We start from the raw sequence: 25,271 nt of genomic DNA, 5'->3' as shown, positions 1-25,271 counted from the left end.
TGTCTCGTCGGCTCGACCGCGGGTCCTGCTCAGGCCACTTCGCCAGGCTGCAGCACGCGCTCGGCGGCCGTGACCGGTTCGTCGCGCAGCAGCGGCAGCAGCTGGTCGCCCTGGCGCGCGATCTCGGACAAGTACGGCGTGTCCGAGAGAACGAAGTGGGTGATGCCCAGGTCGCGATACTTGCGCAGCGAGCGTGCGACATCCTCTGCCGATCCGACCAGCCAGGTCGTCCCCGCGCCGCCACCGCCGTAGCGGCCCGGCGCGGTGTAGAGGTTGTCGTCCAGCACGTCGCCACGCGTCTGAAGGTCGAGCAGCCGCTGCTGGCCGACGGCCGGCGCACCGCGATGTTGATCCAGGCCTTGCCGCGCGGCCATGGCGTCGACCTTGGCTTCCGCGTCGGCCCAGGCCTGCTCGGTCGTGTCACGCACCAGCGTGGTGATGCGCAGGCCGAATTCGAGCGGCGGCAGGTCCCGGTCGAGATCGCGGCTGAGCCGCTTCAGCCGGGCAATGCGATCGGCCACGCCGTCCAGCGGCTCACCCCAGAACAGCTGCACGTCCGCTTCTGTCGCGGCGACGCGTTCGGCCGCCTCCGAGGCGCCCCCGAAGTAGAGCCGGGGGTGGAGGCGCTCGCCCCGCGGAGCGATGCGCGGCGTGACGGTCGAGCCACTGACGCGAAAATGCTCGCTTTCGAACGTCACGTCGGTTTCGGTCCAGAGCCGGCGGACCAACCGCATGAAGTCCTTGGTGCGCCCGTAGCGGTGGGCCTGGTCGCCCTCGCTGTCGCCATAGGCGGCGAGGTTGTCCTGCCCGGAGACGATGTTGATCCTGACGCGCCCGCCGGTGAGCTGGTCGAGCGTCGCCGCTGCGGATGCGAAGTTCGCCGGACGCCAGTAGCCGGGACGGATCGCGATCAGGGGCTCGAACGTCCTGGTCCGCGCAGCGAGCGCGGCGGCCACGGTGAAGGTATCCGGCCGTCCCCAGCCGGTGCCGATCAGTGCGCCTTTCCAACCATGCTGCTCGAGCGCCTCGGCGTGCTCGGTGAGCGTCTCCAGGCTGGCCGGATCGCCGTCGCTGACGTCGCCGCGATGGCCGCCTTCGACCTGATTGGGGATGTACCAGAGGAATTCGGACGATGTCGCCATGGGAAGCTCCGAAGTTAGGCAGGAGAGTTGGTAAGGATCGCGGGGGTCAGTCGAGCCGGAAGCCGAGGCCGCTCAGGACCTGGCGCAGCACATCGCGCCCGGCGAGCGAGTCGGCCCCGCGCACGCGCTGGCTGGCCTGTTCGCTCCAGTCGCGCTCGATCATGCCCTGCTCGCGCTGAAAGCTGCGCAGACGCTGGTCGTATGCGGCGATGGCAGGGGCGTTCTCCGGGCTTCCGTACTGCTCGCGGAACAGCACGGCCTCCTGCGGCAGGCGCGGCTTGACCGATGCGGGTGCGTCCGGGTCGGGGTAACCGACGGTCAGGCCGAACAAGGCGAACGCGTGCGGCGGCAGGCCGAGTTCGGCCGCGACTTCGGCGGGATTGTTGCGGATGCCGCCGATGTAGCAACTGCCAAGGCCGATCGCTTCCAGCGCCACCACCGCGTTCTGCGCCGCCAGCGAAGTGTCCACCGCACCCAGCAGGAAGCTTTCCAGGAAGTGCAGCCCTTCGGCGGGTGTCGCGAGCCTTTCGCCGTTCCGATGAAGGCGATTGTGGTCGACGATCCACAGCAGGAACAATGGAGCCTGGAGGATCTGCTTCTGGTTGCCGGCGAGGGCGGCGAGGCGTGCCTTGCGTTCCGGATCTTCGACCGCGACGACGCTCCAGGGCTGGAGGTTGGACGAACTCGCCGCCGACTGCGCAGCCGCCACCAGCAGCTCGATCGTGCCGGCCGGCAAAGGGTCGGGCCGATAGGCGCGGACGGAGCGGTGCGAGACGATGGTGTCCAGGGTCTCGTTCCACGCAACCGGGAGGTCGAGCCTGTCCCGGTACCGGTCGTGCAGGCGCACTTCGCGCAGAGTGTCGCTGCGGTCCGCTGCCAGCGTGGTTTCGAATGTCATGATTGTCCTCGCAATGTGGTGACGACAGCCGCGTGGTCGCGGTGTTCCGCCGGCGCGTCCTCCACGCCGAGCAGGCGGTGGAGGTCGCGGCGCAGACCGGCGATGCGATCCTGCCGCGCGGGGCCGGCCGACGGCAGCTCGACCCGCAGGTCGGCGGCGAGCCGCCCTTGGTCGAGGAGGACGATCCGGTCGGCGAGGACGATGGCCTCGTCGATGTCATGCGTCACCAGCAGGACCGCCGGGTCGTGCAGGTCCGACAGGCGCCGGAGCAGAGTGTGCATCTGGATGCGGGTGAGCGCATCGAGCGCGCCGAACGGTTCGTCGGCCAGCAGCAGCTTGGGTTCGCGGACCAGCGCCCGGGCGAGCGCGACGCGCTGCTGTTCGCCACCGGACAGTTCGTGCGGCCAGGCCCGCTCGCGTCCGGAAAGGCCCACTTCGGCCAGCGCAGTCCGTCCGCGTTCGCGGACGTCGTTGCCTGCAAGGCCGAGCACGACGTTATCGAGCACGCGCATCCAGGGCAGGAGCCGCGCATCCTGGAAGATCACCGACTGCCGCTCCGGCAGGACGATCTCTCCGACGCCGTCCGCCTCGTGGTCGATCCCGGCAAGCGCGCGCAGCAGCGTGCTCTTGCCCGAACCGCTGCGGCCGAGCAGCGCCACGAACTCGCCCGGCGCGATATCCAGGTCGATGCCGTTGAGCACGCCCTTCAAGGTGAAGGTGCGCACCAGGCCGCGCACTTGCACGGCGGGCGGGGCGGACCGGGCGCTCACTTGCCCAACGTCCTGCGCCAGCCGAGCAGGCGCGTTTCGAGATGCCGGACCAGCGCGTCCGAGCCGAAGCCCAGCAGGGCATAGACCACCAGGCCCACCAGCATGATGTCGGTCTGCGCATAGTTGCGCGCCAGGGTGACCATGTAGCCGATGCCGCTGGTGGCGTTCAGCTGCTCCACCACCACCAGCGCCAGCCACGACGAGGTGACGCCGAAGCGAAGACCGGTGAGGAAGCCGGGCAGCGATCCGGGCACGACCACCCGGCGCAGGAATTGCCAGCGGCTGAGGCCCAGCGTCTCTGCCAGCTCGACATGGCGGATGTCGATCGCGCGCAGGGCATTGTGGGTGTTGATGTAGACCGGGAAGAACACGGCGGTGGCGATCAGCGTGATCTTCATGGCCTCGCCGATGCCCAGCCACAGGATCATGAACGGGATCAGCGCGAGTATGGGAATGCCGCGCTTGATCTGGACCAGGCCGTCGATGACGTAGCCGCCCAGCAGCGACAGCCCGGACAAGAGCGCCAGTCCGGCACCGACCAGTACCCCGATGCCGAGCCCGCTCATCGCCCGCCAGGTCGAGACGGCAAGGTTGGTCTGGAGCCGGCCCTCGCGGATCAGCTCGATCGATGTGCCTACCGCCGTCCACGGCGCGGGCAGGATACGTGGATCGAGGAAGCCGGTGATCGAGAGCACCGACCAGTACAGCAGCAGCAGCGCCGGCCCGAGCAGAATGCCGTAGCGCGCCGGCGTGCCTGGGCTCAGTCGCTGGCGCAAGATCAAGCGGCCCGTTTGCGTGATCGGCGCAAGCGGCGGCGGCGGCGTCCTTGCGTGCACTTCGACCGGCACCTGCAGGTCATGGGAATGCGCGTTCATGGCTGTTTTCCTTGCGCCGTTGCAGCGGCATCGCCGGCGATGGTTTCGAAGCGGCGGTCGAACAGAGTGGCGGCATCGAGCCGTGGGTGCTTCGTCTCGGGCCCGAGCGTGTCGACCGCCGCCTGTTCGTAGGCGATCGCGCCCTCCCAGTTGCGCGGGACGGAGATGTTGCTGGTGTACCCGGCCATGATCCGCGCGTCCTCGGGCGAGAGGCCCTGGTCCTTGACGTAGTAGCCTGCGGCCAGTTCGTCCGGGTGCGTGCGGATCCAGGCTTGCGCCAGGCCCCAGTAGCGCACGAACACGCGCAGGGCGGCCACCTTGCCGGGATCGGCCAGTACCGTCTCGGGCACGTAGATGCCGGCGCCATCGTCGCGGAACGGAGGATGGTCGAGCAGCCGCGCGCCCCGCGCTCCGAACTTGCGGATGTAGCGTTCGGCCACGAGGTCGCCGCGGATCGGAGCGGCATCGATCACGCCCGCCGCCAGCGCGTCGGAGTAGACATCGCCGCCGGTGCTGGAGGGCAGCTCCACCAGCGTCACGTCCTTGCGAGCGATGCCCTGGTACTTGAGCGTCTGGAGCACGATCTGCGCCTGCACCTGGCTGGGGCTGAAGGCGATCCGCTTGCCCCGCAGGTCGGCCAGCGTGCGGATCTGCGCCTTGGGCGAGATCCCGAACACGTAGGCGCGCCGGCGCGAGCGATCGGCATATTCGCGAAAGCCGACGATCCGCACCGGAATGCCCATCCACACCGCGTGGATCGGCGGCACGCTGGCGCCGAACCCTACGTCGAGCGCACCGGCGTGGAAGGCCTCGGTCACATCCGGGCCGCCGGTGATCTCCGCCCACTCGATCCGGAACGGCAGCTTCTTGTCCCAGCCGTTGTGCCGGAACACCCAGCGCGAAACCGGATCGCCGACCCGCAGCACCACGCCCTTGGGCACCCGGTCGGGCAGCGGCGCGGTGAGCGGCAGGCCGCCTTTCGCCTCCGCCGCGCGCCGGGCCGGTGCCAACGCGAACAGCGCCGCCACCGACGCAGCCACGAAGATGGCAAGCGCGGCCGAACCCTTCGGCCAGCGGGCGGCCGGCATCGGCATCAGGACAACGCGGGCTCGGCAGCGGGGACGAAAGCCATCTGCTCGGCGGGATAGCGGTCGCCCACGGTCGCGCCGCGCGGGAAGGCGGCTTCGAGCTCGGCGACCGTCTCGTCGTCGAGACTGATCGTGCCGGCTGCCCAGTTGTCTTCCAGGTGGCGGATGTGCCGCGTGCCCGGGATCGGCACCACGCCCTTGGACAGCACCCAGGCCAGGCTCACTTGCGCGGGCGTGACGCCGAGCCGTTCGGCCACGCCTTCGATCGTGACGCGGCGGCGTGCGTTGGCCGCCACCGCTTCGTCCTGGAAGCGCGGGTGGATTCGCCGGCGATCGTTGTCCTCGACGGGGCCGGCGCCGGCCAGGAAGCCGCGACCGAGCGGACTGTACGCGACGAACCCGATCCCGAGCTCGCGCGTGAGCGGCAGGATTTCGGCCTCCACGTCGCGGGTCCACAGCGAGTATTCGCTTTGCAGCGCGGTGATCGGTGTCTCGCCATGGGCGGCGCGGAGCTGCGATGCGCTCGCTTCCGAAAGGCCCACGCCGCCGATCTTGCCCTCGTCGCGCAGCTGCGCCAGCTGCCCGACGGACTCCGTCACCGGCACCTCCGGGTCGACGCGATGCAGGTAGTACAAGTCGATCCGATCGACGTTGAGGCGGCGCAGGCTGGCTTCCACCGCCTCGCGTGCCGAAACCTTGCGGCCTTCTCCACCTTGGCCATGCGTGAACTTGCTGGCGATCACCAGTTCGTCCCGCCGGCCCGCGATCGCACGGCCGAGCAGGTCCTCGTTATGGCCGTTGCCGTAGCCGGTGGCCGTATCGAAGAAGGTCACGCCCAGATCGATCGCGCGATGGAGCGTACGGATCGACTCCGCTTCATCGGCCTGACCATAGACGTGGGACAAGCCCATCGCGCCGAAGCCCTGCGCACTCACTTCCAAAGAACCGATCTTCGCCACGTTCATCCTTTCGTGTCGTCCAGCCCGCCGTCCGCGGACGTTGGCTCGGCCCCTGTGTGGATCGAGCTGCGCTTTGCCGCGATTCAGAAAATCTTTGGCGAGCGCTAGATTCTCTAGTTAGAGAGTAGAGAATCTTCAACCTAGTGACCCTACCGAATCAGTAGGAATTGTTAAAGCTGTGACGGGGAACGATCGGATGAAGCGTGTGGTTTTCGCGGGAGCGCTGCTGGCAAGCGCATCCACTCTGGTCGCGCCGGCACGGGCCTGGGCGGCGGATGGCACCGCAGCCGACGACGCGGATGCGGCTGCCCGCGAGGAAGTGGTCGTCACCGCGCGCCGCCGCACCGAGAACATCAAGGACGTGCCGATCTCCGTCCAGGCGATCAGCGGAGAGACGCTGCAGACCAAGGGCACGATCGACCTGCAGAGCCTGATCGACCAGGCGCCCGGCCTGAACGCCACCGGCGGCAACCCGCGCAACTTCTCGGTGACGATCCGCGGCATCGGCTACGCGCCGACGGCCGCAGACGGCCTCGACAACGCGATCGGCGTGTACTTCGACGGCGTCTATCAGGCGCGACCGGGCCAGGTTCTGCAAGACCTGGTGGACGTGCAGAGCTTCGAAGTGCTGCGCGGACCGCAAGGCACCCTGTTCGGCCGCAACGCAGCCGCAGGCGCACTGAACATCACCTTCAACAAGCCCAGCTTCACGCCCAGCCAGACCTTCGAAGCCACGTACGGCCGGTACAATTTCGCGCAGGGCAAGGCGATCATCACCGGCCCGCTGAGCGAGAACATCGCCTTCCGCACCGTCGGCTACATCACCCACTCCGACCCTTGGCTGGACACGCCGCTGCGCCGGGGCTTCAAGGAAGCGGCAGAGGCGAAGGGCATCTACGCGCCGACCGCGACCAGCGAAGACAAGACCGCCGGGACCTTCCGCTGGGGCGTGCGCCAGCAGTTCCTGCTCGAGACCGGCGACTTGCGCGTCAACCTGTCGGGAGACCTGAACGTAGAGAACGACAGCTCGTCCGGGTTCAGCTCCGGAGGCGGCATCACCGAGCTATTCGGACCCGGCAACTGGGGTATAAACACCACTGCGGCGCAGCGCGCGCGGGTCACCGCGGCGCGTTCCGCGCTGGCCCGCCTGGCCGACTTCGGCGGTGTCCAGAACTGGGTGCCGACCGTCGATCCCCGGTCCAGCATCACCAACAACTACAACCGCATGAAGACCAAGAACGCGGGTGTCTCGCTCACCGCCGACTACGACTTCGGCGGCGTGACCCTGACCTCCATAAGCGCCTGGCGGCATTGGAGCTTCGACCCGCCGCAGGACAGCGACCTGACGCCGATCGACATCTACCAGAACATGGCCATCAGCAAGAGCAACCAGTTCAGCCAGGAATTCCGCCTGGCATCGGACAGCCATGGCCCGATCGACTGGCAGGTGGGCGCGTTCCTCTATTATTCCAAGCTCAAGGACCACTACGTCGTGCACCAGTTCGGGGCCGACGTGATCCCGTGGTACAACGCCTACAACACGCTGGCCGGCAACGCCTTCACGCCGATCCCGCTCTCGTTCCGATCGCAACTGACCGGCAAGCAGATCATCGAGGACACGACGGTCGAGAACCGGAACGCGGCCGTCTATGGGCAAGCGACCTGGCACATCACCGACGCGCTCGATCTGACCGGAGGCCTGCGCTATACCTATGACCGCAAGAACGGCAGCAGCCCGGTCGACACCAGCCAGCTGCCCACTTCGCTGCCGCCCGGCATCACCAACGCGCAGCTGAACGCCTTCTACAACGCGATCGATGCCGTGCAGCGCAATCCGGGCGTGATCTATAACGTACCCGGCTACCCGACCGGCGCGGCGACCACCGGCTATCCGCTCGACATCCGCACGTCCAACGACAACCTGTCGGGCACGGCCAGCCTGTCGTACAAGATCACGCCCGACATCACGGCCTATGTGACGTATGCGACCGGCTTCCAGGCGGGCGGGCTGGATCTCAACAACCGCTCGCTCAATCCCGCCGCGCCGGCCGTTCAGCCGACCAAGACCAAGAACTATGAGGCCGGCATCAAGGCTTCGCTGCTCGACCGCCACCTGAACCTTGCGCTTGCGGTGTACCAGGAGAAGCTGAACGGCTTCCAGACCTCGATCTCCTATACCCTGCCCGACGGCACCGCGCAGCGCGGCGCCACTAACGTGGGCGACATTCGCGCTCGCGGGTTCGAGTGGAGCGTGGGCGCCGACTTCGGATCGGGCCTTCGCCTGACCTTCGACGGCAACTACAACGACGCCGTCTACACGCGCGCGCCGTCCCTGCCGGCTCCGGCGGAGCTCAGCTACAACGGGATCGCCAACATCGACGCGAAGGGCGAGCGAGCGCCTTACGCCCCCAAGTGGTCGCTGTCGGTCACGCCGTCATGGGACTACGAGATCGGACCCGGGACGCAATTCTACAGCTATGCGCAGTATTCCTATACCAGTTCCTACAGCACGGGCGTGACCCAATCGATCTACACGCAGGTGCCCGGGCAATCGAACCTCAACTTGCGCGCCGGCGTGCGCCTGGACGAGGGCAAGTACGACATCTCGCTCTATGCCAACAACGCCACGAACGAGAAGAACATCATCTCGCAAGCCCTGCTGGCAGCGCCCTCCGGTGCAGGCGTGACCGCCTACCTGGGCCGAACCGTGAACTACAACCAGCCCTCGCGCTATGGCGTGACGTTCCGGGCGAAGTATTGAGAGCGGGGCGGAGTGCTGTCGAGAATGCTTGGCCTATAGTAAATCAATGCGACCGATCTGGCGATTTGAGGCGGCCGGCGCCTGATCGGCCGATGTAGACAGGAAGAGAGCTCGAACCTCGCCCGCTGGCCTGGGCCTTGTAAGCGGCATTCGGCACAAGACGCCCCGTCGCCTGTGCCCGACCTGCATGGCGAGCTTAAACGATTCCGGTAATCGCACGAGCGTGCAACTGGTCTCTGGGTGGGCGGTAAAGGGTAGCGGTGTGACGCCCCTCACCCTTTCATCGCCCCGGATGGCGGCACAGCATACCGCTTGAGCCAGCTTGACTGGGATGCCGACAGGTCGGTCGGTGCTGCCTAGGTCGTTCGAAGCGGACGGTCGGCTTACGCCCCATAACGGACGTTCCACAGCAACTTTCAACGTGCCAATTGCCGACATCCATATGGGTGTTAAGCTGCGGCTATGAGACTATTGTGCTTAGCGCCGCTAACTCTAGCCGGATGCGTCTAGTCGGCCCTTCCGCCATACGTGTCGGTTGATAAGCCATTAGGCTATCCTGTGTTCGTGCGTTCAGAGAACCGCCGCTGCTCATTTCAAGTTCAAGACATGATCCTTAGTAAGTCGCAATTATCGGAATGGATGCGAGACCTCTCAGACAAATCCCGAATGGTGGATGTCGTTGACCTCAGCGCTTCTGAAAGCTGCGTTGCTGAAGCATTTCGGTTGGTAAAGAGTGCGGGCTTCTCAGCAGTCTCAGTCCGAAAACTTCAGGGTCTCGATTATCCGAGTGGTCTTCCACCAACGTGAACACCAAAGTCTGCTAACGTGGCAGATAAGGGAATAGCAGACAGTCGCGAATCCACCCCATAGCAGACGTCACCCTGAACTTGTTTCAGGGTCCATCAGGCAGCCTGCCCGGAGCTCTGATCAGCAAGCCGCCTCGGCATCCGGTCGGCAACGGCAGAGCCTCATGGCGCGATAGATGCTGAAACAAGTTCAGCATGCCGAGTTGGGGTACGCCGCCAAACGCAATCATGCCGATCACCTAAGTCCAGCTCTGACGCATGGCTCCGATCGGCTTCACTCGCGCTCCAACATCATCGACGACGCATAAGGCACCAGCAGGGCCTGCGCGCGGTCCCATCCGCCGCGAAGCCACAGGTCCTGCGCCGCGCTGTCGGCGGGCAGGATCACCGGCATCGCATCGCGCCCCGCCGCGCGCAGCACCGCATTGGGCTCGCAGGTGAGCAGGGCGAAGCTGGGCACTTCGCTGTCCTTCCACACGCCGGCGAGCGCGAACACTGGCTGGTCGGCGCAGGCGAACCAGTGCCGCGCGCGCTTGCCGTCGCGGTCGGTTCCCTTACCCCACTCCATGAACGCGGTCGCCGGGACCAGGCAGCGGAACTCGGAGTTGCGCAAGTTGCCGATCCAGAAGGGGCTCTCGACATTGCGGACCGAGAGCACCGGCCGCGCCTCCATCGCCGAGGGCGGCGGCGGCACGCCCCATAGCCGCGGGACCATCCGCCGGGGCGCGCGCAGGTCGGGCCTGGGTCCTGCAATGAACTCGCGCCCCGCCGTGATCACCGGCGCGAAGCCGCCGGGCGCGACGTGCCCGCCCGCCCACGGATCCTCGCGCTCGTCGGCGCCGAAGGTGCGCGCCACGTCGCGGGCCGGAGCGTCGAGGCGATAGAGCATCGTCATCGCCGGCAGCGCTAGACGCGCGGGCGCGGCACGTCTATCATCGTGCCACCACCGGGGAGCCAGCAACTGGCTGAGAGGTGAGGGTATGCTCCTCACGACCCGTCGAACCTGAACCCGTTAGCACGGGCGGAGGGAGTTGGACGGGCCTGCCGCCCGCAATCCGCTCCACGCCTGCAAGAGGAGCGCTCCATGGCAGACATCAACAGCAAGCTGGAAATCGGCGTCACGACCGGACCCATCCGTGGCTCGAAGAAGATCCACGTCGGCCCGCTCGGCGTCGCCATGCGCGAAATCCACCTGGAGCCCGGCAGCGGCGAGCCGCCCGTGCGGGTCTACGACACCTCGGGCCCCTACACCGATCCTAACGCGACGATCGACATCGCCTCCGGCCTTGCCCCCTTGCGCCGCGACTGGCAGCTCGCGCGCGGCGACGTCGAGGAATACGCCCCGCGCGAGGTGAAGCCGGAAGACAACGGCCAGCTCGGCCCCGACCGCTCGGGCGGCGTGCCCCCGTTCCCGACGGCGCTGCGCCGTCCCCTGCGCGCCAAGGCGGGCATGAACCTCAGCCAGATGCACTACGCCCGCCGTGGCATTATCACGCCCGAGATGGAGTACGTCGCCGAGCGTGAGAACCTGGGCCGTGCCCGCCTCACCGAATACAAGCGCGACGGCGAAAGCTTCGGCGCCTCGATCCCCGACTACGTCACGCCCGAGTTCGTGCGCGACGAAGTCGCTCGTGGCCGTGCGATCATCCCCAGCAACGTCAACCACCCCGAGTGCGAGCCGATGGCGATCGGCCGCAACTTCCTGGTCAAGATCAACGCCAACATCGGCAACTCCGCCGTCGCCTCCGACCTCGCATCCGAAGTCGACAAGATGGTCTGGTCGATCCGCTGGGGCGCCGACACCGTCATGGACCTCAGCACGGGTCGCAACATCCACGACACGCGCGAGTGGATCATCCGCAACAGCCCCGTGCCGATCGGCACGGTGCCGATCTACCAGGCGCTGGAGAAGGTCGGCGGCGTGGCCGAAGACCTCACCTGGGAGATCTTCGCCGACACCCTGATCGAGCAGGCCGAGCAGGGTGTCGACTACTTCACCATCCACGCCGGCGTGCGCCTGCCCTACGTGCCGCTCGCCGCCAAGCGGATGACCGGCATCGTCAGCCGCGGCGGCTCGATCATGGCCAAGTGGTGCCTGGCGCACCACAAGGAGAGCTTCCTCTACGAGCGCTTCGACGAGATCACCGAGATCATGAAGGCCTACGACGTCGCCTACTCGCTGGGTGATGGCCTGCGCCCCGGCTCGATCTACGACGCCAACGACGAGGCCCAGTTCGCCGAGCTCTACACCCTGGGCGAGCTGACCAAGCGCGCCTGGGCGCAGGACGTGCAGGTCATGATCGAAGGTCCCGGCCACGTGCCGATGCACAAGATCAAGGAGAACATGGAAAAGCAGCTCGAGGCGTGCGGCGAAGCGCCGTTCTACACGCTCGGGCCGCTCACCACCGACATCGCGCCCGGCTACGACCACATCACCAGCGGCATCGGCGCCGCCCAGATCGGCTGGTACGGCACCGCGATGCTCTGCTACGTTACGCCCAAGGAGCACCTCGGCCTGCCCGACCGTGACGACGTGAAGGTCGGCGTGGTGACCTACAAGCTCGCCGCCCACGCCGCCGACCTCGCCAAGGGCCACCCCGCCGCGCAAGTCCGCGACGATGCGCTCAGCAAGGCGCGCTTCGAGTTCCGCTGGCGCGACCAGTTCAACCTCTCGCTCGACCCCGACACCGCCGAGCAGTACCACGACCAGACTTTGCCGGCCGAAGGCGCCAAGTCCGCACACTTCTGCTCGATGTGCGGTCCCAAGTTCTGCTCGATGAAGATCAGCCAGGAAGTGCGCGACTTCGCCGCCAAGCAGAACCAGCCGGTCCAGACCTTCATCGCCTCGGAGGAAGAAGCCGAAGCCGGCATGAAGGCTATGAGCCAGAAGTACGAGGAAGGCGGCCGCGAACTCTACATCGGCGCCGGCAACCGCGAGCACGATTGAGGCGCACGCCTATCCTCTCCCCGCCGGGGAGAGGATAGCGCAGCTTGCTCCGCCAGCCGCTAGCGCAGCTTGGAGAGGGCATGGCGCGTGCACGACGATCCCCTTTTCTTCGTCATTCCCGCGAAGGCGGGAATCCATCTCCAGGTGGTTCCGGTTACGCGACCTCAGGAGATGGATCCCCGCCTCCGCGGGGATGACGAAGCAGGCAGGTAGGAGCCTATCGACATGCGCGAAGCTGAGGATGCGTTGCAAACCGGATGCATCCGCTCCCGCCACCACATTGCGGGCTGACCCTCGCAGTGTTATAACCAGCGTATGAACGCGCTGAAGATCACCAAGATCGGCAACTCCGCCGGCATCATCCTGCCCAAGGAAGTGCTCGCCCGCCTGCGGGTCGGTCCGGGCGACACCCTGCATCTGACCGAGGCACCCGACGGCGTCCGCCTCACGGCGACCGACCCGCAGTTTGCCGCCAAAATGGCTGCAGCCGAGGAGATCATGCGCGAGGATCGTGATATCCTGCGCGTCCTCGCCAAGTAGTTGACCCACTCATGACAGCCCGCACCGAGCCGACCTGGCTCGAACCCGAACTCGCGCTCGCCATCCACGACCGGCAGCTCGCCGAACACGGCGGCGCGACCGGTATCCGCGACGCAGGAGCGCTGGAATGCGCTATGTCCCGTGCCGTCAACAAGTGGACCTACGGCGAAGACGACCGCTGCGCTCTCGCGGCCGCCTACGCCTACGGCATCGCCCGCAACCACCCCTTCAGCGACGGCAACAAACGCACCGCCTGGGTCCTCGCGCGCCTTTTCCTGCGCCTGAACGGCGTGGCGATCGCCTTCGAGCCCGAAGACGCCATCCGCCTCGTCCTGTCCCTCGCCGCCGGCGAACTCACCGAGGACGAACTCACCGACTGGTTCCGCCAGCACACCGCTCCCTAAAATCCTCCCCGAGCTTGTCTCGGGGAGGGGGACCGCTCGCGAAGCGAGTGGTGGAGGGGCAGGGCGAGAACACAACCTCTCCCCCTTCGTCATTCCCGCGAACGCGGGAATCCATCTCCCGCCCGCTCCCCCACACCAAGGGAGAAGAAAGACACGAGGGCCACTGCCCTCGCGCTCCCCATCATGTCCACCTCGCGCCTGCCGGCACCCTCCGGCGCTTGCCCATCGCGCCGCGCCGTCGCACACCCACGCGCATGAACCCCGCCGCCACCGAACTCGCCATCCGCACCCGCCGCGCCGCCTTCAACCGCGCCATCGCGCAAGGCGACCTCGCCGCCATCGGCCCCTTGCTCGCCCGCGACTGCGTCATGCTCACCGGCACCGACAGCGCCGTGATCGCCGGCCGCCTCGCCCAGGTGAAAGTCTGGCGCCGCGAGTTCGCCGCCCCGACCCGCGACATCTACATCCGAACCCCCGAAGCCTTCGACGTCTCCGCCGTCGAGCCCATTGCCATGGAGCACGGCACCTGGGACGCCCTCGCCCCCAACGGCGACGCCACCGCCACCGGCACTTACGCCGCCAAGTGGCGCGAAGTCGCAGGCGAGTGGGTGATCGAGGCGGAGGTGTTTGTTACGATGGCTTGAGAGTGCTGACCGCCTACAGGCATATAAGCTTACGCCCACAATCGGGCATTCGGGTCTACGAGTTGAGCAGCTGGAAGCGGGCGATCGAAATAGGCGACCGTTAGGAGGCTTGCTTCCTTTCTTCTGTCAATCAGCCAGCGGTCAGCACTTCATATGAGAACGTGACGTGCGGAGCCACATAGGTCTGAGCGTTCACCTCTGATTGCACCTCCTCAATCGTAACGACACATAGCGCGCCGTGACTATTCATGCAGACAACACTTTGTCCAACTAGAGGCTCTGCAGTTCGCGCGGGCGTGAGAAAGCTTGAAACCAAGAGAGGATCGTAATCTGAAGCTGTTATCAGACCGACTGCTTTAAGGTCGCTGTCAATATAAACGTAGACGCCGTCATGTGAGCGACTACTGAACATGATCTTGAATTCGTATTCGCCGCTACCAACCTTGAAATGATGGTGATCGTTGTGTCGGAAGGTGACACGGCCTTTGAGCGCTGGGCTGGCGTAGTTGGCTGGATCGCGTAGAGCGTCGATGCGCTCGATCCGTGCCGCCCGTTTGCGGACATCGGCGAGAGAGGCGGCATGACCTTTAGACGCGGGCAGTCCCTCCACCCAACGCCATATCTCGTCGATCTGCACCGACCCCGGGAAGACGTTTTCCTCAGGGGTTGAATTAAAATCGAAGCCTTTAGGGGAGTAATCTGAGAGCCAGGCCGGAACTTTGAACAAAATATTATTTACAAACAGGAGCGATAACCAGCGAGACGGTTTGCTATCGAACGCGCCACTGATCCACTTGTTCTCGATGCCCACACCAGAGTCCGGCATAGTGTCCGCACGCACGACATAATTTTCATCGACGATCAGCAAAACATGGGTAGCACTCGTTACCTCTTGCATGAAGCCGTTAAGGCTAGAGCCATAGTCTACCTGTTCATCGATCTTTACATCGTAACCGAGAAGATGAAGCTGGCTCGCAAGAAGGCGCACCCACTTGCGATGAGTTGACGATGTCCAAGCATAAGAAATGAATAAATCCGTCATAAATGCAGGCCATTAAGTGCTTTTCAAAAACTTGATAGAACGGTTACGTATCCAGCCTGCGACCCATTTGGCTGTTTGTTGGCTACACTGCTCACAGACGAGCCGAAAGGCGGTGAGTGTCGCTCAAAGTTCGCTTTACACTCAAGTCGGCAAGTTGCCGTGAATTAAGGACTATGTCCTGATCGTTATCGATACACCTCGCGACGATGCCCAATCCGCACGACAAGGATCGTCACGCGCTCGTCTTTGATCCGCGCGACGACTCGATAGTCGCCGATCCGCCAACGCCAGTAGCCTGCATGATCTCCCGTCAGCGCTGCGCCTAGGTCACGCGGATCATCGAGCGGGGCAATCCGGTCTTCCAGTGTGCGGATGATCCGCGCCGCTTCCATTCGGCCAAGCTTTTTGAGTTCCTTGGCGGCCTCGGGCGCGAACTCAATCGTCCAGGCCAAGGTCGGCCTTCAGGTCTGCCAATGAGATTGCGTCTTCCGAGCGAAAGTCCTTCATGCGCTCTTCGGCGAGGTAGAAGTCCTCCAGGTCGTCGAGGTGGGCCAGGATCGCCTCGCGCGCATAGAAGGTCTTGGTACGGCCGGTTCTGGCGGCGAGCGCCTCGAGGCGCTTCTCGGTTTCGGCATCGATGCGAACAGCCAACATGACCATGCTCCTTCGCTATACATGTATAGCAACATCGCGGTTCTGACAAACGCGGCCGGCAAGCAATGCCGCCGACATGATGGGGAGCGCGAGGGTGGTAACCCTCGCACCTTCATTCCCGCTCTATTTGCATTTTCCTACACGCCCTCGTTCGCGCTACGTTCCGCGCACCATGTCCAAACCCGCACCCCGCTGGCCCGCCTACAAGCGCATTCCCGACTTCGTGCCGGTGCCGCTGCGCACGCGTCACGATGGCTGGACGCCGGTCAAGCAGGGCGAGTTCGTCGGGTGGTTGGCGCAGAGTGGGTCGGTGGCGCAGGCGGCGGCGTTTGTCGGGTGTTCGCGGGCGAGTGCCTATGCCTTGCGGCGGCGGCCGGGTGCGGAGGATTTCGCGGCGGCGTGGGAGGTTGCCGCTTCGGGCGGGCAGGCGGACGTGGGTCCCTGGAAGTTGACACGCGATCGGGTCGCGGCGGCGGCCACCGTGGGCGTCGTGCGGGTGGTCATGCGACGCGGGCGCTATGTCGGGACGCGCGTGATGCTGCAGGTTTCCGCGCTTTTGCGGCATCTGGGCCAGATCGACCGCTCGCGCCTGGCGCTGGACGAGGAGGGGTGGTGAGAGGCGGGCCGCAAAACACATTCCGTGGCGGGAGCGGCAACTGAGTTGGTGGGGCGCTACTCCGCCGCCAGCAGCTCCTCCGCACCGCCCAGGTCCACGCTGACGAGGCGGCTGACGCCGCGCTCCACCATGGTCACGCCGAACAGGCGGTGCATGCGGCTCATGGTCACGGCGTTGTGGGTGACGATGAGGTATCTGGTGTGGGTCTCGGCGACCATCGCGTCGAGCAGGTCGCAGAAGCGCTCGATGTTGGCATCGTCGAGCGGGGCGTCGACTTCGTCGAGCACGCAGATCGGCGCGGGATTGGTGAGGAACAGCGCGAAGATCAGCGCCACTGCGGTCAGCGCCTGCTCACCGCCCGACGCCAGGGTGAGCGACTGGAGGCGCTTGCCGGGCGGCTGGGCGAAGATCTCCAGCCCGGCTTCGAGCGGATCGTCTGAGTCGACCAGCGCCAGGTGCGCCTGCCCGCCCTGGAACAGGCGGGTGAACAGCCGGCGAAAGTGCCCGTCGACCGCCTCGAAGGCCGCGCGCAACCGCTCGCGGCCCTCGCGGTTGAGGTTGCCGATCGAGCCGCGCAGGCGGTTGACCGCCTCGGTCAGCTCGGCCTTCTCGGTGGCGTTGGTGCCCAGCTGTGCCTCTGCTGCCGCGAGTTCGTCGGCGGCGACGAGGTTGACCGGGCCGATCCGCTCCCGCTCGGCGGAGAGGCGGTCCATGGCGGAGGACTCGTCGACCGCGAGGCCGACCTCGTCGCCGGCAAACCCGAAGCGGCCGGGCAGCAGCGGCGGTGGGGACTGGAAGCGCTCGCCGGAGACGCGGTTCATCTCGACGCGGCGGGCGTCCTCGTTCTCGGCGCGGGCGGTGGCGCCGGCCCGGGCTTCGCGGGCAGCGGCCAGGCTCTCCTGCACTGCCGCGAGCGCGGAGTCGGCCTGGCGGGCGGCCTCGGTGGCATGGGCGAGCGCGGCTTCGGCTTGTGCCAGCTCGCCGGCGAGGCGCTGGCGGACCGCTTCGCCGGCGTCGATCTCGGCGGCGAGCGCGGGCGGAATGGCGGCGACGCCGGCGCGCTCGTCCTCGATCGTCTCGAGGCGCAGCGCGGTGTCGGCGAGGCGCTTGGCGGCATCCCCGGCGCGGGCCTGCCAGCCGCGGATGTCGGCACGGTGGGTGGCCGTCCGCTCCCGCAGCGCGGCGAGGCCCTGGTCGTGCGCGGCCAGCGCGGCGGTGGCGGACTGGAGCGCGCGGCGCTGCTCGTCGTGGGCGGTGCGCGCGGCGCCGAGTGCAGCACGGCCCTCGGCGGGGTCGGGCAGCGCGGCGTGGCGCGTGGCGGCGGCGTCGGCCTCGGCCTGTGCGGCTTGGGCTTGCTCGGCAAGGTCGGCGCCGGTGCGCTCCAGCTCGGCGCGGCGCGCGGCGTGGCGGGTGCGGGCATCCTCCGCCTGGTCGAGCGCACGCAGCGCGGCGCGCTCCTCTTCCACCGCGGCGGAGACGGCACGCTCGGCCGCCAGCAGCTCCTGCTGGAGCGCTGCCAGAGCCTGCTGCGCATCGGCCAGCGTCGCCTCGGCGGTGGCTGCACGCTCCCGCAGCTGCGGCAGTTGCGCGTCGAGTTCGGCGAAGCGGTTCTCGGCCTCGAGCCGCGCGGCTTCCGCCGCACCTTCGCCGCGGGCGACGAAGCCGTCCCATCGGCGCAGCGCTCCGGCGCGGGTCACCAGCCACTCGCCCGGGGCGAGCACCGCGCCATCGTCCGCGTCCGCCACGTGCACCAACGCGAGCCGGGCGGCGAGTTGTGGCGGGCAGCGGGTGACGTGGTGAGCCAGGCTGTCGGCGAGGGGGCTTGGCGGCCCGGCGCCCGTCCAGAACCGTCCGTCGGCAGTGCCCGGCGGAGCGCCGAGTGGAGCTTTGGCGTCGCGGCCCAGCACGGCGGCCAGCGCGCGCTCGTAGCCCGGCTCCACGCTCAGCGCGTCGATGGCGACGGGCAGGCCATGTGCGGCCTTCGCGCCTTTCGCCCGCGCCTCCCGGTCGCGCAGCAGCGCGGCATGCTCGCGCTCGATGCCGGTGCAGTCGGCGCGCGCGCCGGCCAGCGCGGCCGTCGCCTCGTCGCGGGCGGCCTGGAGATCGGCCTTGCGCGCCGTCCGCTCGGCGAGGTTAGCGCGCGCCGAGCCAAGAGCCGAGGTGGCCCGGTCGCGACGCTCGGCCGCTTGGGTGACTGCGATGCGGGGATCGGCGGTTCGATCGATTTCGATGATCAGCGCCGACTGGCGGGCGATCTCCCTTGCGATCCGATCGAGCCTGCCTTGCGCCTGCGCGCGCTCGGCCTCGGCGATGCGCCACTCGGCTTCGACGCCGGCCTGTTCGGCGGTGGCCTGTGCCAGGGCCAGTTCGGCGGCGCGAGATGCGGCTTCGGCGCGGTCGAGCGTGACGACGAGTCGCGGCCTCTCTGCCTCGGCGGCCTGAAGGCGCGCGGCGGCGTCCGACAGCTCGTGCTCCAGCCGCGTGAGGGCGTCGGCGGCATCGCGGGTGAGGCGATCGGCGTCGCCACGGTCCTGCTCCAGGCGCGTTCGCTGCCGGTCGAGGTCGGCAAGCCGCTGCTCGGCGGCTTCGAGCTTGCCGGAGAGAGTCGCGAGCCGGTGCCCTTGCGCGTTGGCATCGTCGCGCCGGTCGGTCACGGCCTCTCGCGCATCGGCGAGAGCCTGGGCGGCAGTGGCTTGCGCGGCCTGGGCCTGGCGAGCGGCGTCCTGCATGCCGGCGACGGCGGCCTCGGCGGATTGCGCTTCCTTGCGGGCGGCTTCGGCTGCTGCGGCGGCGTCGCGCCAGCGGGCGAAGACCAGCCGGGCCTCGGCCGTGCGGATCTGGTCCGACAGGGTTCGATAGCGCTCCGCCGCGCGGGCCTGGCGGCGCAGCGTGCCGACTTGTTTGTCGAGCCCGGCCATGAGGTCGTCCAGGCGGGCGAGGTTGGCTTCGGTCGCGCGCAGCCGTGTCTCGGCGTCCTTGCGCCGCACGTGGAGACCGGCGATGCCGGCCGCCTCCTCCAGCATCGCGCGGCGCTCGGCCGGCTTGGCGTTGATGACGGCGGCGATGCGGCCCTGGCTGACGAGTGCGGGCGAGTGGGCGCCGGTGGCGGCGTCGGCGAAGATCAGCGCGACGTCCTTGGCGCGCACGTCGCGACCGTTGACGCGGTAGGCGCTGCCGGCGCCGCGCTCGATCCGGCGCACGACTTCCAGGTCCTCGCCCGACGCGGTGCCCGCCTGCAGCACGACTTCGGCAAAGGCGCGCGGCGGCCGGCTGGCGGTGCCGGCGAAGATCACGTCCTCCATGCCGCCGCCGCGCAGCGACTTGGCCGAGCTTTCGCCCATGACCCAGCGGATCGCCTCGAGCAGGTTGGACTTGCCGCAGCCGTTGGGGCCGACCACGCCGGTCAGCCCAGGCTCGATGCGCAGTTCGGCGGGCTCGACGAAGCTCTTGAAACCGCTGAGCTTCAGCCGCCGGAAGTGCATCGCGTGATCAGGCGTCCCGCTGCATCAGCGGGCGCCGGCGGCCTGCAGCTTGGGCTCCAGCGTCGCCCAATTGGAGGTGCCGACCGGCGTATCGTTGATGAAGAACGTCGGCGTGCCCGAGACTTCGTACTTGTTCGAGGCGGTCTCGGTTTGCTTCGCGAGGGCATCGGCCTTGGCAGTGTCGGCGAGGCAGGCGGCGCCCTGGTCGCGCGAGATGCCGCGCGAGGCGAAGAACTCGCTCATGCCCGCAAGCTGGGCGATTGCCTGCATGCGCTGGGCCGGCGGCAGCGCGGCGGCCTGCTGGATCTTCGGATCGCCGGCGGCCTGCAGGTTGGTGAACATGTTGGGCTGCCAGGCCCAGAACTGCTCAGCCAGCGGGATCACCGCTTCGTTCGCGCCGCAGGTGGCCAGCAAGGTGGCGGGCACGTCGAAGGCGTTGAGCATGAAGAACCGCAGTTCGTAGCTGACGCGGCCGCTGGCGACGTAGTCGTTCAGCAATTTCTCGCTGCTTTCCTTGGCGAACTCGGCGCAGTGCGAGCAGGAGAGGGCGCCGTACTCGACGAGCTTGATCGGCGCATCGGGGTTGCCGACGCGATAGCCGCCTTCCTCTGTCTTCGCGACGACGTCGCTCCAGGCTTTCCCGCTGGGCGGGGCGACCTTGGCGGCCGGTTCGCCGCTGGGCGCCCCGTCAGCCTTCTTGTCGCCGCAGGCCGAGAGGGCGAGCGCGAGGGGAAGGGCGGCAGCGGCAAGGGCGAAGGAACGGAAACGGGAAGCCATGCAAGAGGTCCTTCTCACAAGAATATTCGGCGCTAGCGCAGAGCGCTGCAGGATCAAAGCGCGAAGCGTGGGTGGGAACGCCGTGTCTCCACAGCTTCCAAGCCCAAGTGTCAGAGTCGGGTGTCGATCTGAGCGGCGAGAGTCTTCCAGTCGTGGGTGCCGACCAGCACCTCACCGTCGATCGCAAAGCTCGGCGTGCTGTCGACGCCCTTGGCCGAAGCCGCCTCGGTCTGCGCGGTCAGGCGCTTGAGCATGGCCGCATCGCCCAGGCAGCGGTCGACCTGCGCGCGGGAATAGCTCCAGCGCGCCATGATGGCGTAGAAGTCGAAATCCGAGGCGATCGCGCGGAAACGGGCGGCGACGGGGCCGCTGGCCCAGCGGGCGGTCTGCGCTTCGGAGAAGCTTTCGTACCTGGCGAGCCAGCGGTCCTGCGAAGCCATGAAGCCGTTGTGGCGGGTGAAGAACGTCTTGGGATCGCCGCAGTTGGTCAGCAGCGCGATCGTGATGTCGATCGGGTTGCGCAGCACTTGCGTCACCGTCACCGCGACCTTGCCCTGCGGAACGTAGCTCATCCGCAGCAGCGGTTCGGATTCCTTGCTGAACTTCGCGCAATGCGGGCAGGTGTAGCTGACGTACTCGGTCAGCTTCACCTTGGCCTTGGGATTGCCCAGCGTGAAGCTTCCATCGGCGCCTTGCGCGATCGCGGCATTCCAGTTGCCGTGATTGGCGGGCGCCGGTGCGGCCGAGGCGACCGGCGCCAAAAGCGTTGCGATTGCGAGAGCGCTGATCGGGAGGATGCTGCGATGGATCACGTCTTGTCCTCGTTCCTGTCCTTGGCGGCGCCCATGCTGCGTGCCAGCGACTCCAGCACGGCGCGAAGCTCCGGATCACCGATATCGCGCAGGGAATCGCCAAGTTCCATCGGGATCGGCTTTAGCGAGGGCGGCGCGCTCCTGGGCCCGGAAGCAGGTGGTGGCTTAACCTCGCCTTGCCGGATCTTGGCGCGGGCCACGGCATTGTAGCCGACGAAGCGGTTCACCCGTTCGATGATCTCGGGGATCACGTGCTGGATCAGCGGCGCGTGCGCGGGGACGACGACCAGTTGCAGGATCCCGTCATGCTTTTCGCCGGGCGGGAAGCGGATCGATTCGGGCGTGCAGACTTTGGCATGGCGCGCGCCGACGATCTCCGGCCACCGGGATACGACGCTGGACTGCACGAAGCCGAAGCGGCGAAAGGCGGTGCGGCCGACTTCGGGCATGAGGTCGCTAATCGGGCGAGCCTGGCCGCCGCGCGGACGTTCGTAGGGCTTGAGGCCTGCGCCCTTCGGGCCTGCCTTCGTGCTTCGGGCAGGCGCCTTTGCCGGCTTGTCCGCGGCATCCTTGCCCGTATCGCGATCTGACACCCGTTCGGCCCGTTCCATTGCCGGCCAGCCAATGCCATAGCGGCGCGATGGATGCCAGTTCGCATAAAGCCGCCGTGCCTGCGCCGTTGGCCTCTGCTCTCCTGGATTGGTACGACGCGCATGCCCGCACGCTGCCGTGGCGGGCGGCTCCGGGGACCTCGGCGCCGGACCCTTATCGCGTATGGTTGTCCGAGGTCATGCTGCAGCAGACGACGGTGGCGGCGGTAAAGAGCTACTTCGCCGAGTTCACCCGCCGCTGGCCGACCGTCACGGCGCTGGCGGAGGCTCCCGAGGGCGAGGTCATGGCCGCCTGGGCGGGGCTTGGCTATTATGCCCGGGCGCGCAACCTGCTGGCGTGCGCGCGTGTGGTGGCGGCGCGCGGCGGCGTGTTCCCGGACACCGAGGACGGTCTGCGGGCGCTTCCGGGGCTGGGCGCCTACACGGCGGCAGCGGTCGCCGCCATCGCCTTCGGGCGCCGCGCCGTGGTGGTCGACGCCAATGTCGAGCGCGTGGTGTCCCGGCTGTTCGCCGTGGCCGAGCCGCTGCCGGGATCGCGCCCGGCCATCCGCCGCCATGCCGATGCGATCACGCCCGAGCTTCGTGCCGGCGACTTCGCGCAAGCCATGATGGACTTGGGCGCCACCATCTGCACGCCGCGCAGCCCACGGTGCCTGCTCTGCCCCCTATCGGCCTCGTGCGCAGCCCGGAAGACCGGCGAGCCCGAGCGCTTTCCGGTCAAGGCGGCGAAGAAGCCCAAGCCGCAACGCAACGGTCGGGCCTTCTGGATCGCGCGCAACGGCGCGGTGTGGCTGGTGCGCCGTCCGGACAAGGGCATGCTCGGCGGCATGCGCGCCTTGCCCGATGACGGATGGAGTGCGAAGGGCGATGGCAGCGGCGAGGCTCCGGTGAGCGGCAGCTGGGAGCCTGGCGGCACGGTCGCGCATGGCTTCACCCACTTCGGCCTCGATCTGGACCTCTTGATCTATCGCGGGAACGATTGGGCAGGTCTCGGCGCTGAACAAGGCGAGTGGTGGCCGGTCGAGCGTATCGACGAAGCCGGCCTGCCTACGCTCTTTGCCAAGGCGGCGCGCCTCGCGCTGGTCTCAACCGGAGTCGAGGCTTGAAGTCCGATCATCGCGTGCTCGAAGCTGCCCTGAACCGCCGTGCCTTGCTCCAGCTGGGAGCGGCAGCAGGGCTGACCGGTCTGCTTCCAAGCCTGGCACAAGCGGCGGCACGGCCCGACATGCTGGCCAACGTGCGGGCTCTGCTCACCCGGTGGGTGGGACCGGGCAAGTTCCCTGGCCTCGTCGCCTCGCTCGGTCGACCGGGGCAAGCACCGGAGTTCGTGTCGATCGGCAGCCAGGGGTTCACCGATCCCGATCCGATGACGCCGGATACGCTGTTCCGGATCTATTCGATGACCAAGCCGATCACCGGCATGGCGGCGATGCACCTGATCGCCCAAGGCAAGATGGCGCTGGATCAGCCCGTCCACGAAGTGCTGCCGCAGTTCAAGGACATGAAGGTCCAGAACACCTACGACGGGTCGATCACCGCACTCCACCCCGCGCCGCGGCCGATCACCATGCGCCACCTGCTGACGCATACGTCGGGCCTGGGCTATGCCATCGTCCAGCGCGGACCCATCGTGCAGTTGATGGAGCGCAAGGGACTGATCCCGGGCCAGGTCACGCGTTTGCCGATCAACGGCTTCACGCGCGCCAAGTCGATCTCGGGGCTCAAGGCGTTCGCCGATGCACTGGCGCAAGTCCCGCTGGTCTACGATCCGGGCACGCACTGGAGCTATTCCATGGGGCTCGACCTGATGGGGCATGTGATCGAGGTGCTGAGCGGCAAGGCGTTCGACCAGTACCTGAAGGAAACGATCTTCGCACCCGCAGGCATGAAGGATACCGTGTTCCAGGTGCCGCGCGCGGATGCGGGCCGGCTGGCGACGAACTACGGCGTGATCCAGGGCATCTTCGTCGCCATCGACGAGGGCAGCCGTTCGCTGTTCCTGGAGAAGCCTGCGGCACCCTTCGGCGGGGCAGGGCTGGTCAGCACGCCTCGGGACTATGACCGCTTCCTGCGCATGCTGGCCCAGTTCGGGCAGATCGACGGCAGGCGCGTCCTGTCCGAGAAGGCGGTGCGGCTCGGCACCTCGAACCTGCTGCCAAAGGGCGTCGCAGGACCCACGATCATGGGGCCGGTCGGCGGGTTCGGCGCCGGGGGGCGGGTCGGCCTGGGACCGGAGGCGGGCGTCTATGGCTGGGCAGGCGCGGCCGGCACGGTAGGCATGGTCGACATGGTGCACGGGTTGCGGTCGCAGATCTTTGCCCAGTTCATGCCTGCGGACTCGATGAACCTGTTGCCCGAGTTCCAGACCGCGTTGAAAGCGGATGTCCTGGCTCTCCTGGAGAAACGATGAGCATTGCAAGCACGCTGCCGCCCATTGCCTTTGCAGGCGCGCGGATCGATCGGGCCGACCACATCCGCTCGGACCCTGCGGCACTCGACGCGCTGAAGGCGCGCGGGGGGCGGCTGCTGCAGCTGGAAGGGCTCGACCCGGTTCTGACCGAACACGGCTTGCTGGCCTGGCGCGATCTCTCCGGTCTGAAGCCGGACGCCGAACTGGTCTTCCTCGGCATCGACCCGGATCGCGATTGCGCCGGATGCTTCGCCGAGGTGCCGGCCCATTTCCCGCGCGAGGCGATGGTCGCGGGACCGCGCAGCTGGCAGGCGATGGCGGTGCTGCCCGCCGACGAGCTGGCGACCTACGGCGCCGCACGGGCGCTGGTTGGCTGGCATGCACGGCATCGCTTCTGTGCGCAGAGCGGCCACCCGACACAACTGGTCAAGGGTGGCTGGCAGCGCACCTGCACCGATCCCGGCTGCGGCGCCGAGCACTTCCCCCGCACCGATCCGGTGACCATCATGCTGGTCGAGCATGAGGGACGGGTTCTCCTCGGCCGGCAGCCCCGCTTTCCTGCCGGGCGCTACTCGGCGCTGGCTGGCTTCGTCGAGCCTGGCGAGTCGATCGAGGAAGCCGTCGCGCGCGAGGTCTTCGAGGAAGCCGGCGTCAGGGTGCGCGATGTCGCATATGTCGCCAGTCAGCCCTGGCCGTTCCCGTCCTCACTGATGATCGGGTGCCATGCTTTGGCGGACGATCCGGCGATCACCGTCGACACCACCGAGCTCGAGGACGCTCGCTGGTTTGCGCGCGAGGACGTGGGCGATGCTTTGGCGGCTATCGAGCGCGGCGAAGCCGGCCGCAGCTTCGGTGCGCCCCCCGCCACGGCGATCGCGCATGTCCTGCTGCGCTGGTGGTACGATCGCGGCAGCTGAGGGCGTCCTGAACGGAGGCGCTCGCGTAGCGATTGGTGGAGCGGTCTACTCTTTCGGTCGAGCACTAAGCCAACGGTGACACCCCGCCGTCACGCACGGCGTGCGCGCCACCTTCC

Annotated in this window: 23 protein-coding genes and 1 riboswitch; of the genes, 9 read left to right on the top strand and 14 right to left on the bottom strand. The window is 67.5% G+C overall.

From position 1 onward, the window contains the following. Positions 1 to 29: 29 nt before the first annotated feature. From HNO88_RS05095 to HNO88_RS05070, 6 genes are read right to left on the bottom strand one after another with little or no spacing between them, the layout of a single operon-like run. Positions 30 to 1,142: an LLM class flavin-dependent oxidoreductase gene (locus HNO88_RS05095; protein WP_184242994.1), complete on the bottom strand. Its 1,113-nt coding sequence runs from the start codon at positions 1,140 to 1,142 to the stop codon at positions 30 to 32. A 46-nt stretch (positions 1,143 to 1,188) separates the two neighbouring features. Further along, positions 1,189 to 2,040, bottom strand: coding sequence for an NADPH-dependent oxidoreductase (locus HNO88_RS05090; protein ID WP_184242993.1), 852 nt, complete (start codon positions 2,038 to 2,040; stop codon positions 1,189 to 1,191). Further along, positions 2,037 to 2,810, bottom strand: coding sequence for an ABC transporter ATP-binding protein (locus tag HNO88_RS05085; RefSeq protein ID WP_312856995.1), 774 nt, complete (start codon positions 2,808 to 2,810; stop codon positions 2,037 to 2,039). Before HNO88_RS05085 ends, HNO88_RS05090 begins: the two co-directional genes overlap by 4 nt. Then, a complete protein-coding gene (locus HNO88_RS05080) occupies positions 2,807 to 3,685 on the bottom strand; it encodes an ABC transporter permease (protein WP_184242992.1) in 879 nt (292 codons plus the stop codon). The genes HNO88_RS05085 and HNO88_RS05080 overlap by 4 nt, the downstream gene beginning before the upstream one ends. Then, positions 3,682 to 4,779, bottom strand: coding sequence for an ABC transporter substrate-binding protein (locus HNO88_RS05075; protein WP_184242991.1), 1,098 nt, complete (start codon positions 4,777 to 4,779; stop codon positions 3,682 to 3,684). The genes HNO88_RS05080 and HNO88_RS05075 overlap by 4 nt, the downstream gene beginning before the upstream one ends. Beyond that, positions 4,779 to 5,738: an aldo/keto reductase gene (locus tag HNO88_RS05070; protein WP_184242990.1), complete on the bottom strand. Its 960-nt coding sequence runs from the start codon at positions 5,736 to 5,738 to the stop codon at positions 4,779 to 4,781. The genes HNO88_RS05075 and HNO88_RS05070 overlap by 1 nt, the downstream gene beginning before the upstream one ends. A gap of 190 nt (positions 5,739 to 5,928) precedes the next feature. On the opposite strand from HNO88_RS05070, the gene HNO88_RS05065 reads away from it, so the two are divergent. After that, on the top strand, positions 5,929 to 8,493 hold the full coding sequence (locus tag HNO88_RS05065; RefSeq protein ID WP_184242989.1) for a TonB-dependent receptor: 2,565 nt from the start codon (positions 5,929 to 5,931) through the stop codon (positions 8,491 to 8,493). 1,080 nt (positions 8,494 to 9,573) lie between these two features. Here the strand turns inward: HNO88_RS05065 and HNO88_RS05060 are convergent. Further along, positions 9,574 to 10,194 carry an SOS response-associated peptidase family protein gene (locus tag HNO88_RS05060; protein WP_246381187.1) on the bottom strand — a complete coding sequence of 207 codons (621 nt, stop codon included), beginning with the start codon at positions 10,192 to 10,194 and terminating at the stop codon, positions 9,574 to 9,576. Positions 10,195 to 10,236: 42 nt separating this feature from the next. After that, positions 10,237 to 10,346: riboswitch (TPP riboswitch) on the top strand. A gap of 37 nt (positions 10,347 to 10,383) precedes the next feature. On the opposite strand from HNO88_RS05060, the gene thiC reads away from it, so the two are divergent. From thiC to HNO88_RS05040, 4 genes are all read left to right on the top strand, one after another. Continuing rightward, on the top strand, positions 10,384 to 12,246 hold the full coding sequence (thiC, locus tag HNO88_RS05055; RefSeq protein ID WP_184242988.1) for a phosphomethylpyrimidine synthase ThiC: 1,863 nt from the start codon (positions 10,384 to 10,386) through the stop codon (positions 12,244 to 12,246). A 315-nt stretch (positions 12,247 to 12,561) separates the two neighbouring features. Then, entirely contained in the window at positions 12,562 to 12,786 is a 225-nt protein-coding gene (locus HNO88_RS05050; RefSeq protein WP_184242987.1) for an AbrB/MazE/SpoVT family DNA-binding domain-containing protein, read from the top strand. 11 nt (positions 12,787 to 12,797) lie between these two features. After that, the gene (locus HNO88_RS05045; protein ID WP_184242986.1) at positions 12,798 to 13,190 is read left to right on the top strand and encodes a type II toxin-antitoxin system death-on-curing family toxin; all 393 of its coding nucleotides are present in this window, start codon (positions 12,798 to 12,800) and stop codon (positions 13,188 to 13,190) included. 254 nt (positions 13,191 to 13,444) lie between these two features. Continuing rightward, complete coding sequence (locus HNO88_RS05040) at positions 13,445 to 13,834, top strand: nuclear transport factor 2 family protein (RefSeq protein WP_184242985.1); 390 nt, start codon at positions 13,445 to 13,447, stop codon at positions 13,832 to 13,834. 130 nt (positions 13,835 to 13,964) lie between these two features. Here HNO88_RS05040 and HNO88_RS05035 read toward each other — a convergent pair whose 3' ends face one another. From HNO88_RS05035 to relB, 3 genes are all read right to left on the bottom strand, one after another. Continuing rightward, a complete protein-coding gene (locus HNO88_RS05035; RefSeq protein ID WP_184242984.1) occupies positions 13,965 to 14,876 on the bottom strand; it encodes a toll/interleukin-1 receptor domain-containing protein in 912 nt (303 codons plus the stop codon). Between the two features lie 185 nt (positions 14,877 to 15,061). Further along, positions 15,062 to 15,328, bottom strand: a complete 267-nt coding sequence (locus HNO88_RS05030; RefSeq protein ID WP_184242983.1) for a type II toxin-antitoxin system RelE family toxin — start codon at positions 15,326 to 15,328, stop codon at positions 15,062 to 15,064. Beyond that, a complete protein-coding gene (relB, locus tag HNO88_RS05025) occupies positions 15,312 to 15,530 on the bottom strand; it encodes a type II toxin-antitoxin system RelB family antitoxin (RefSeq protein WP_184242982.1) in 219 nt (72 codons plus the stop codon). The genes HNO88_RS05030 and relB overlap by 17 nt, the downstream gene beginning before the upstream one ends. Positions 15,531 to 15,702: 172 nt before the next feature. On the opposite strand from relB, the gene HNO88_RS05020 reads away from it, so the two are divergent. Continuing rightward, positions 15,703 to 16,146 (top strand): hypothetical protein, encoded by a 444-nt coding sequence (locus HNO88_RS05020; RefSeq protein ID WP_184242981.1) that lies wholly within the window; start codon positions 15,703 to 15,705, stop codon positions 16,144 to 16,146. A gap of 56 nt (positions 16,147 to 16,202) precedes the next feature. Here the strand turns inward: HNO88_RS05020 and HNO88_RS05015 are convergent, their stop codons facing one another. From HNO88_RS05015 to HNO88_RS05000, 4 genes are all read right to left on the bottom strand, one after another. Then, positions 16,203 to 19,628 carry a chromosome segregation SMC family protein gene (locus HNO88_RS05015; protein ID WP_184242980.1) on the bottom strand — a complete coding sequence of 1,142 codons (3,426 nt, stop codon included), beginning with the start codon at positions 19,626 to 19,628 and terminating at the stop codon, positions 16,203 to 16,205. A gap of 24 nt (positions 19,629 to 19,652) precedes the next feature. Next, complete coding sequence (locus tag HNO88_RS05010; protein ID WP_184242979.1) at positions 19,653 to 20,405, bottom strand: DsbA family protein; 753 nt, start codon at positions 20,403 to 20,405, stop codon at positions 19,653 to 19,655. A gap of 110 nt (positions 20,406 to 20,515) precedes the next feature. Then, complete coding sequence (locus HNO88_RS05005) at positions 20,516 to 21,217, bottom strand: thioredoxin domain-containing protein (protein ID WP_184242978.1); 702 nt, start codon at positions 21,215 to 21,217, stop codon at positions 20,516 to 20,518. After that, positions 21,214 to 21,828: a DUF721 domain-containing protein gene (locus HNO88_RS05000; protein ID WP_184242977.1), complete on the bottom strand. Its 615-nt coding sequence runs from the start codon at positions 21,826 to 21,828 to the stop codon at positions 21,214 to 21,216. The genes HNO88_RS05005 and HNO88_RS05000 overlap by 4 nt, the downstream gene beginning before the upstream one ends. 29 nt (positions 21,829 to 21,857) lie before the next feature. On the opposite strand from HNO88_RS05000, the gene mutY reads away from it, so the two are divergent. The 3 genes from mutY to nudC are packed head-to-tail and all read left to right on the top strand — an operon-like array spanning position 21,858 to position 25,155. Further along, positions 21,858 to 22,934, top strand: coding sequence for an A/G-specific adenine glycosylase (gene mutY, locus HNO88_RS04995; RefSeq protein ID WP_184242976.1), 1,077 nt, complete (start codon positions 21,858 to 21,860; stop codon positions 22,932 to 22,934). Further along, positions 22,931 to 24,238: a serine hydrolase domain-containing protein gene (locus HNO88_RS04990; RefSeq protein WP_246381186.1), complete on the top strand. Its 1,308-nt coding sequence runs from the start codon at positions 22,931 to 22,933 to the stop codon at positions 24,236 to 24,238. The genes mutY and HNO88_RS04990 overlap by 4 nt, the downstream gene beginning before the upstream one ends. Continuing rightward, positions 24,235 to 25,155, top strand: a complete 921-nt coding sequence (nudC, locus tag HNO88_RS04985; protein ID WP_184242975.1) for an NAD(+) diphosphatase — start codon at positions 24,235 to 24,237, stop codon at positions 25,153 to 25,155. The genes HNO88_RS04990 and nudC overlap by 4 nt, the downstream gene beginning before the upstream one ends. Positions 25,156 to 25,271 lie beyond the last annotated feature (116 nt).

Origin of the sequence: Novosphingobium chloroacetimidivorans, assembly GCF_014204535.1 — a bacterium.
GTDB lineage: Bacteria > Pseudomonadota > Alphaproteobacteria > Sphingomonadales > Sphingomonadaceae > Novosphingobium > Novosphingobium chloroacetimidivorans.
Note: the sequence above shows the minus strand (reverse complement) of the source record. Positions and strands in the feature narration are given on the sequence as shown.

Bases quoted from the DNA above. Each gene is read 5' to 3' on its own strand.
- relB (WP_184242982.1), bottom strand. From the start codon at position 15,530: ATGTTGGCTGTTCGCATCGATGCCGAAACCGAGAAGCGCCTCGAGGCG.
- HNO88_RS05095 (WP_184242994.1), bottom strand. From the start codon at position 1,142: ATGGCGACATCGTCCGAATTCCTCTGGTACATCCCCAATCAGGTCGAA.
- HNO88_RS05080 (WP_184242992.1), bottom strand. From the start codon at position 3,685: ATGAACGCGCATTCCCATGACCTGCAGGTGCCGGTCGAAGTGCACGCA.
- HNO88_RS05015 (WP_184242980.1), bottom strand. From the start codon at position 19,628: ATGCACTTCCGGCGGCTGAAGCTCAGCGGTTTCAAGAGCTTCGTCGAG.
- HNO88_RS05075 (WP_184242991.1), bottom strand. From the start codon at position 4,779: ATGCCGATGCCGGCCGCCCGCTGGCCGAAGGGTTCGGCCGCGCTTGCC.
- HNO88_RS05065 (WP_184242989.1), top strand. From the start codon at position 5,929: ATGAAGCGTGTGGTTTTCGCGGGAGCGCTGCTGGCAAGCGCATCCACT.
- HNO88_RS05045 (WP_184242986.1), top strand. From the start codon at position 12,798: ATGACAGCCCGCACCGAGCCGACCTGGCTCGAACCCGAACTCGCGCTC.
- HNO88_RS05070 (WP_184242990.1), bottom strand. From the start codon at position 5,738: ATGAACGTGGCGAAGATCGGTTCTTTGGAAGTGAGTGCGCAGGGCTTC.
- HNO88_RS05020 (WP_184242981.1), top strand. From the start codon at position 15,703: ATGTCCAAACCCGCACCCCGCTGGCCCGCCTACAAGCGCATTCCCGAC.
- HNO88_RS05090 (WP_184242993.1), bottom strand. From the start codon at position 2,040: ATGACATTCGAAACCACGCTGGCAGCGGACCGCAGCGACACTCTGCGC.
- HNO88_RS05050 (WP_184242987.1), top strand. From the start codon at position 12,562: ATGAACGCGCTGAAGATCACCAAGATCGGCAACTCCGCCGGCATCATC.
- thiC (WP_184242988.1), top strand. From the start codon at position 10,384: ATGGCAGACATCAACAGCAAGCTGGAAATCGGCGTCACGACCGGACCC.
- HNO88_RS05000 (WP_184242977.1), bottom strand. From the start codon at position 21,828: ATGGAACGGGCCGAACGGGTGTCAGATCGCGATACGGGCAAGGATGCC.
- nudC (WP_184242975.1), top strand. From the start codon at position 24,235: ATGAGCATTGCAAGCACGCTGCCGCCCATTGCCTTTGCAGGCGCGCGG.
- mutY (WP_184242976.1), top strand. From the start codon at position 21,858: ATGGATGCCAGTTCGCATAAAGCCGCCGTGCCTGCGCCGTTGGCCTCT.
- HNO88_RS05010 (WP_184242979.1), bottom strand. From the start codon at position 20,405: ATGGCTTCCCGTTTCCGTTCCTTCGCCCTTGCCGCTGCCGCCCTTCCC.
- HNO88_RS05035 (WP_184242984.1), bottom strand. From the start codon at position 14,876: ATGACGGATTTATTCATTTCTTATGCTTGGACATCGTCAACTCATCGC.
- HNO88_RS05060 (WP_246381187.1), bottom strand. From the start codon at position 10,194: ATGACGATGCTCTATCGCCTCGACGCTCCGGCCCGCGACGTGGCGCGC.
- HNO88_RS05040 (WP_184242985.1), top strand. From the start codon at position 13,445: ATGAACCCCGCCGCCACCGAACTCGCCATCCGCACCCGCCGCGCCGCC.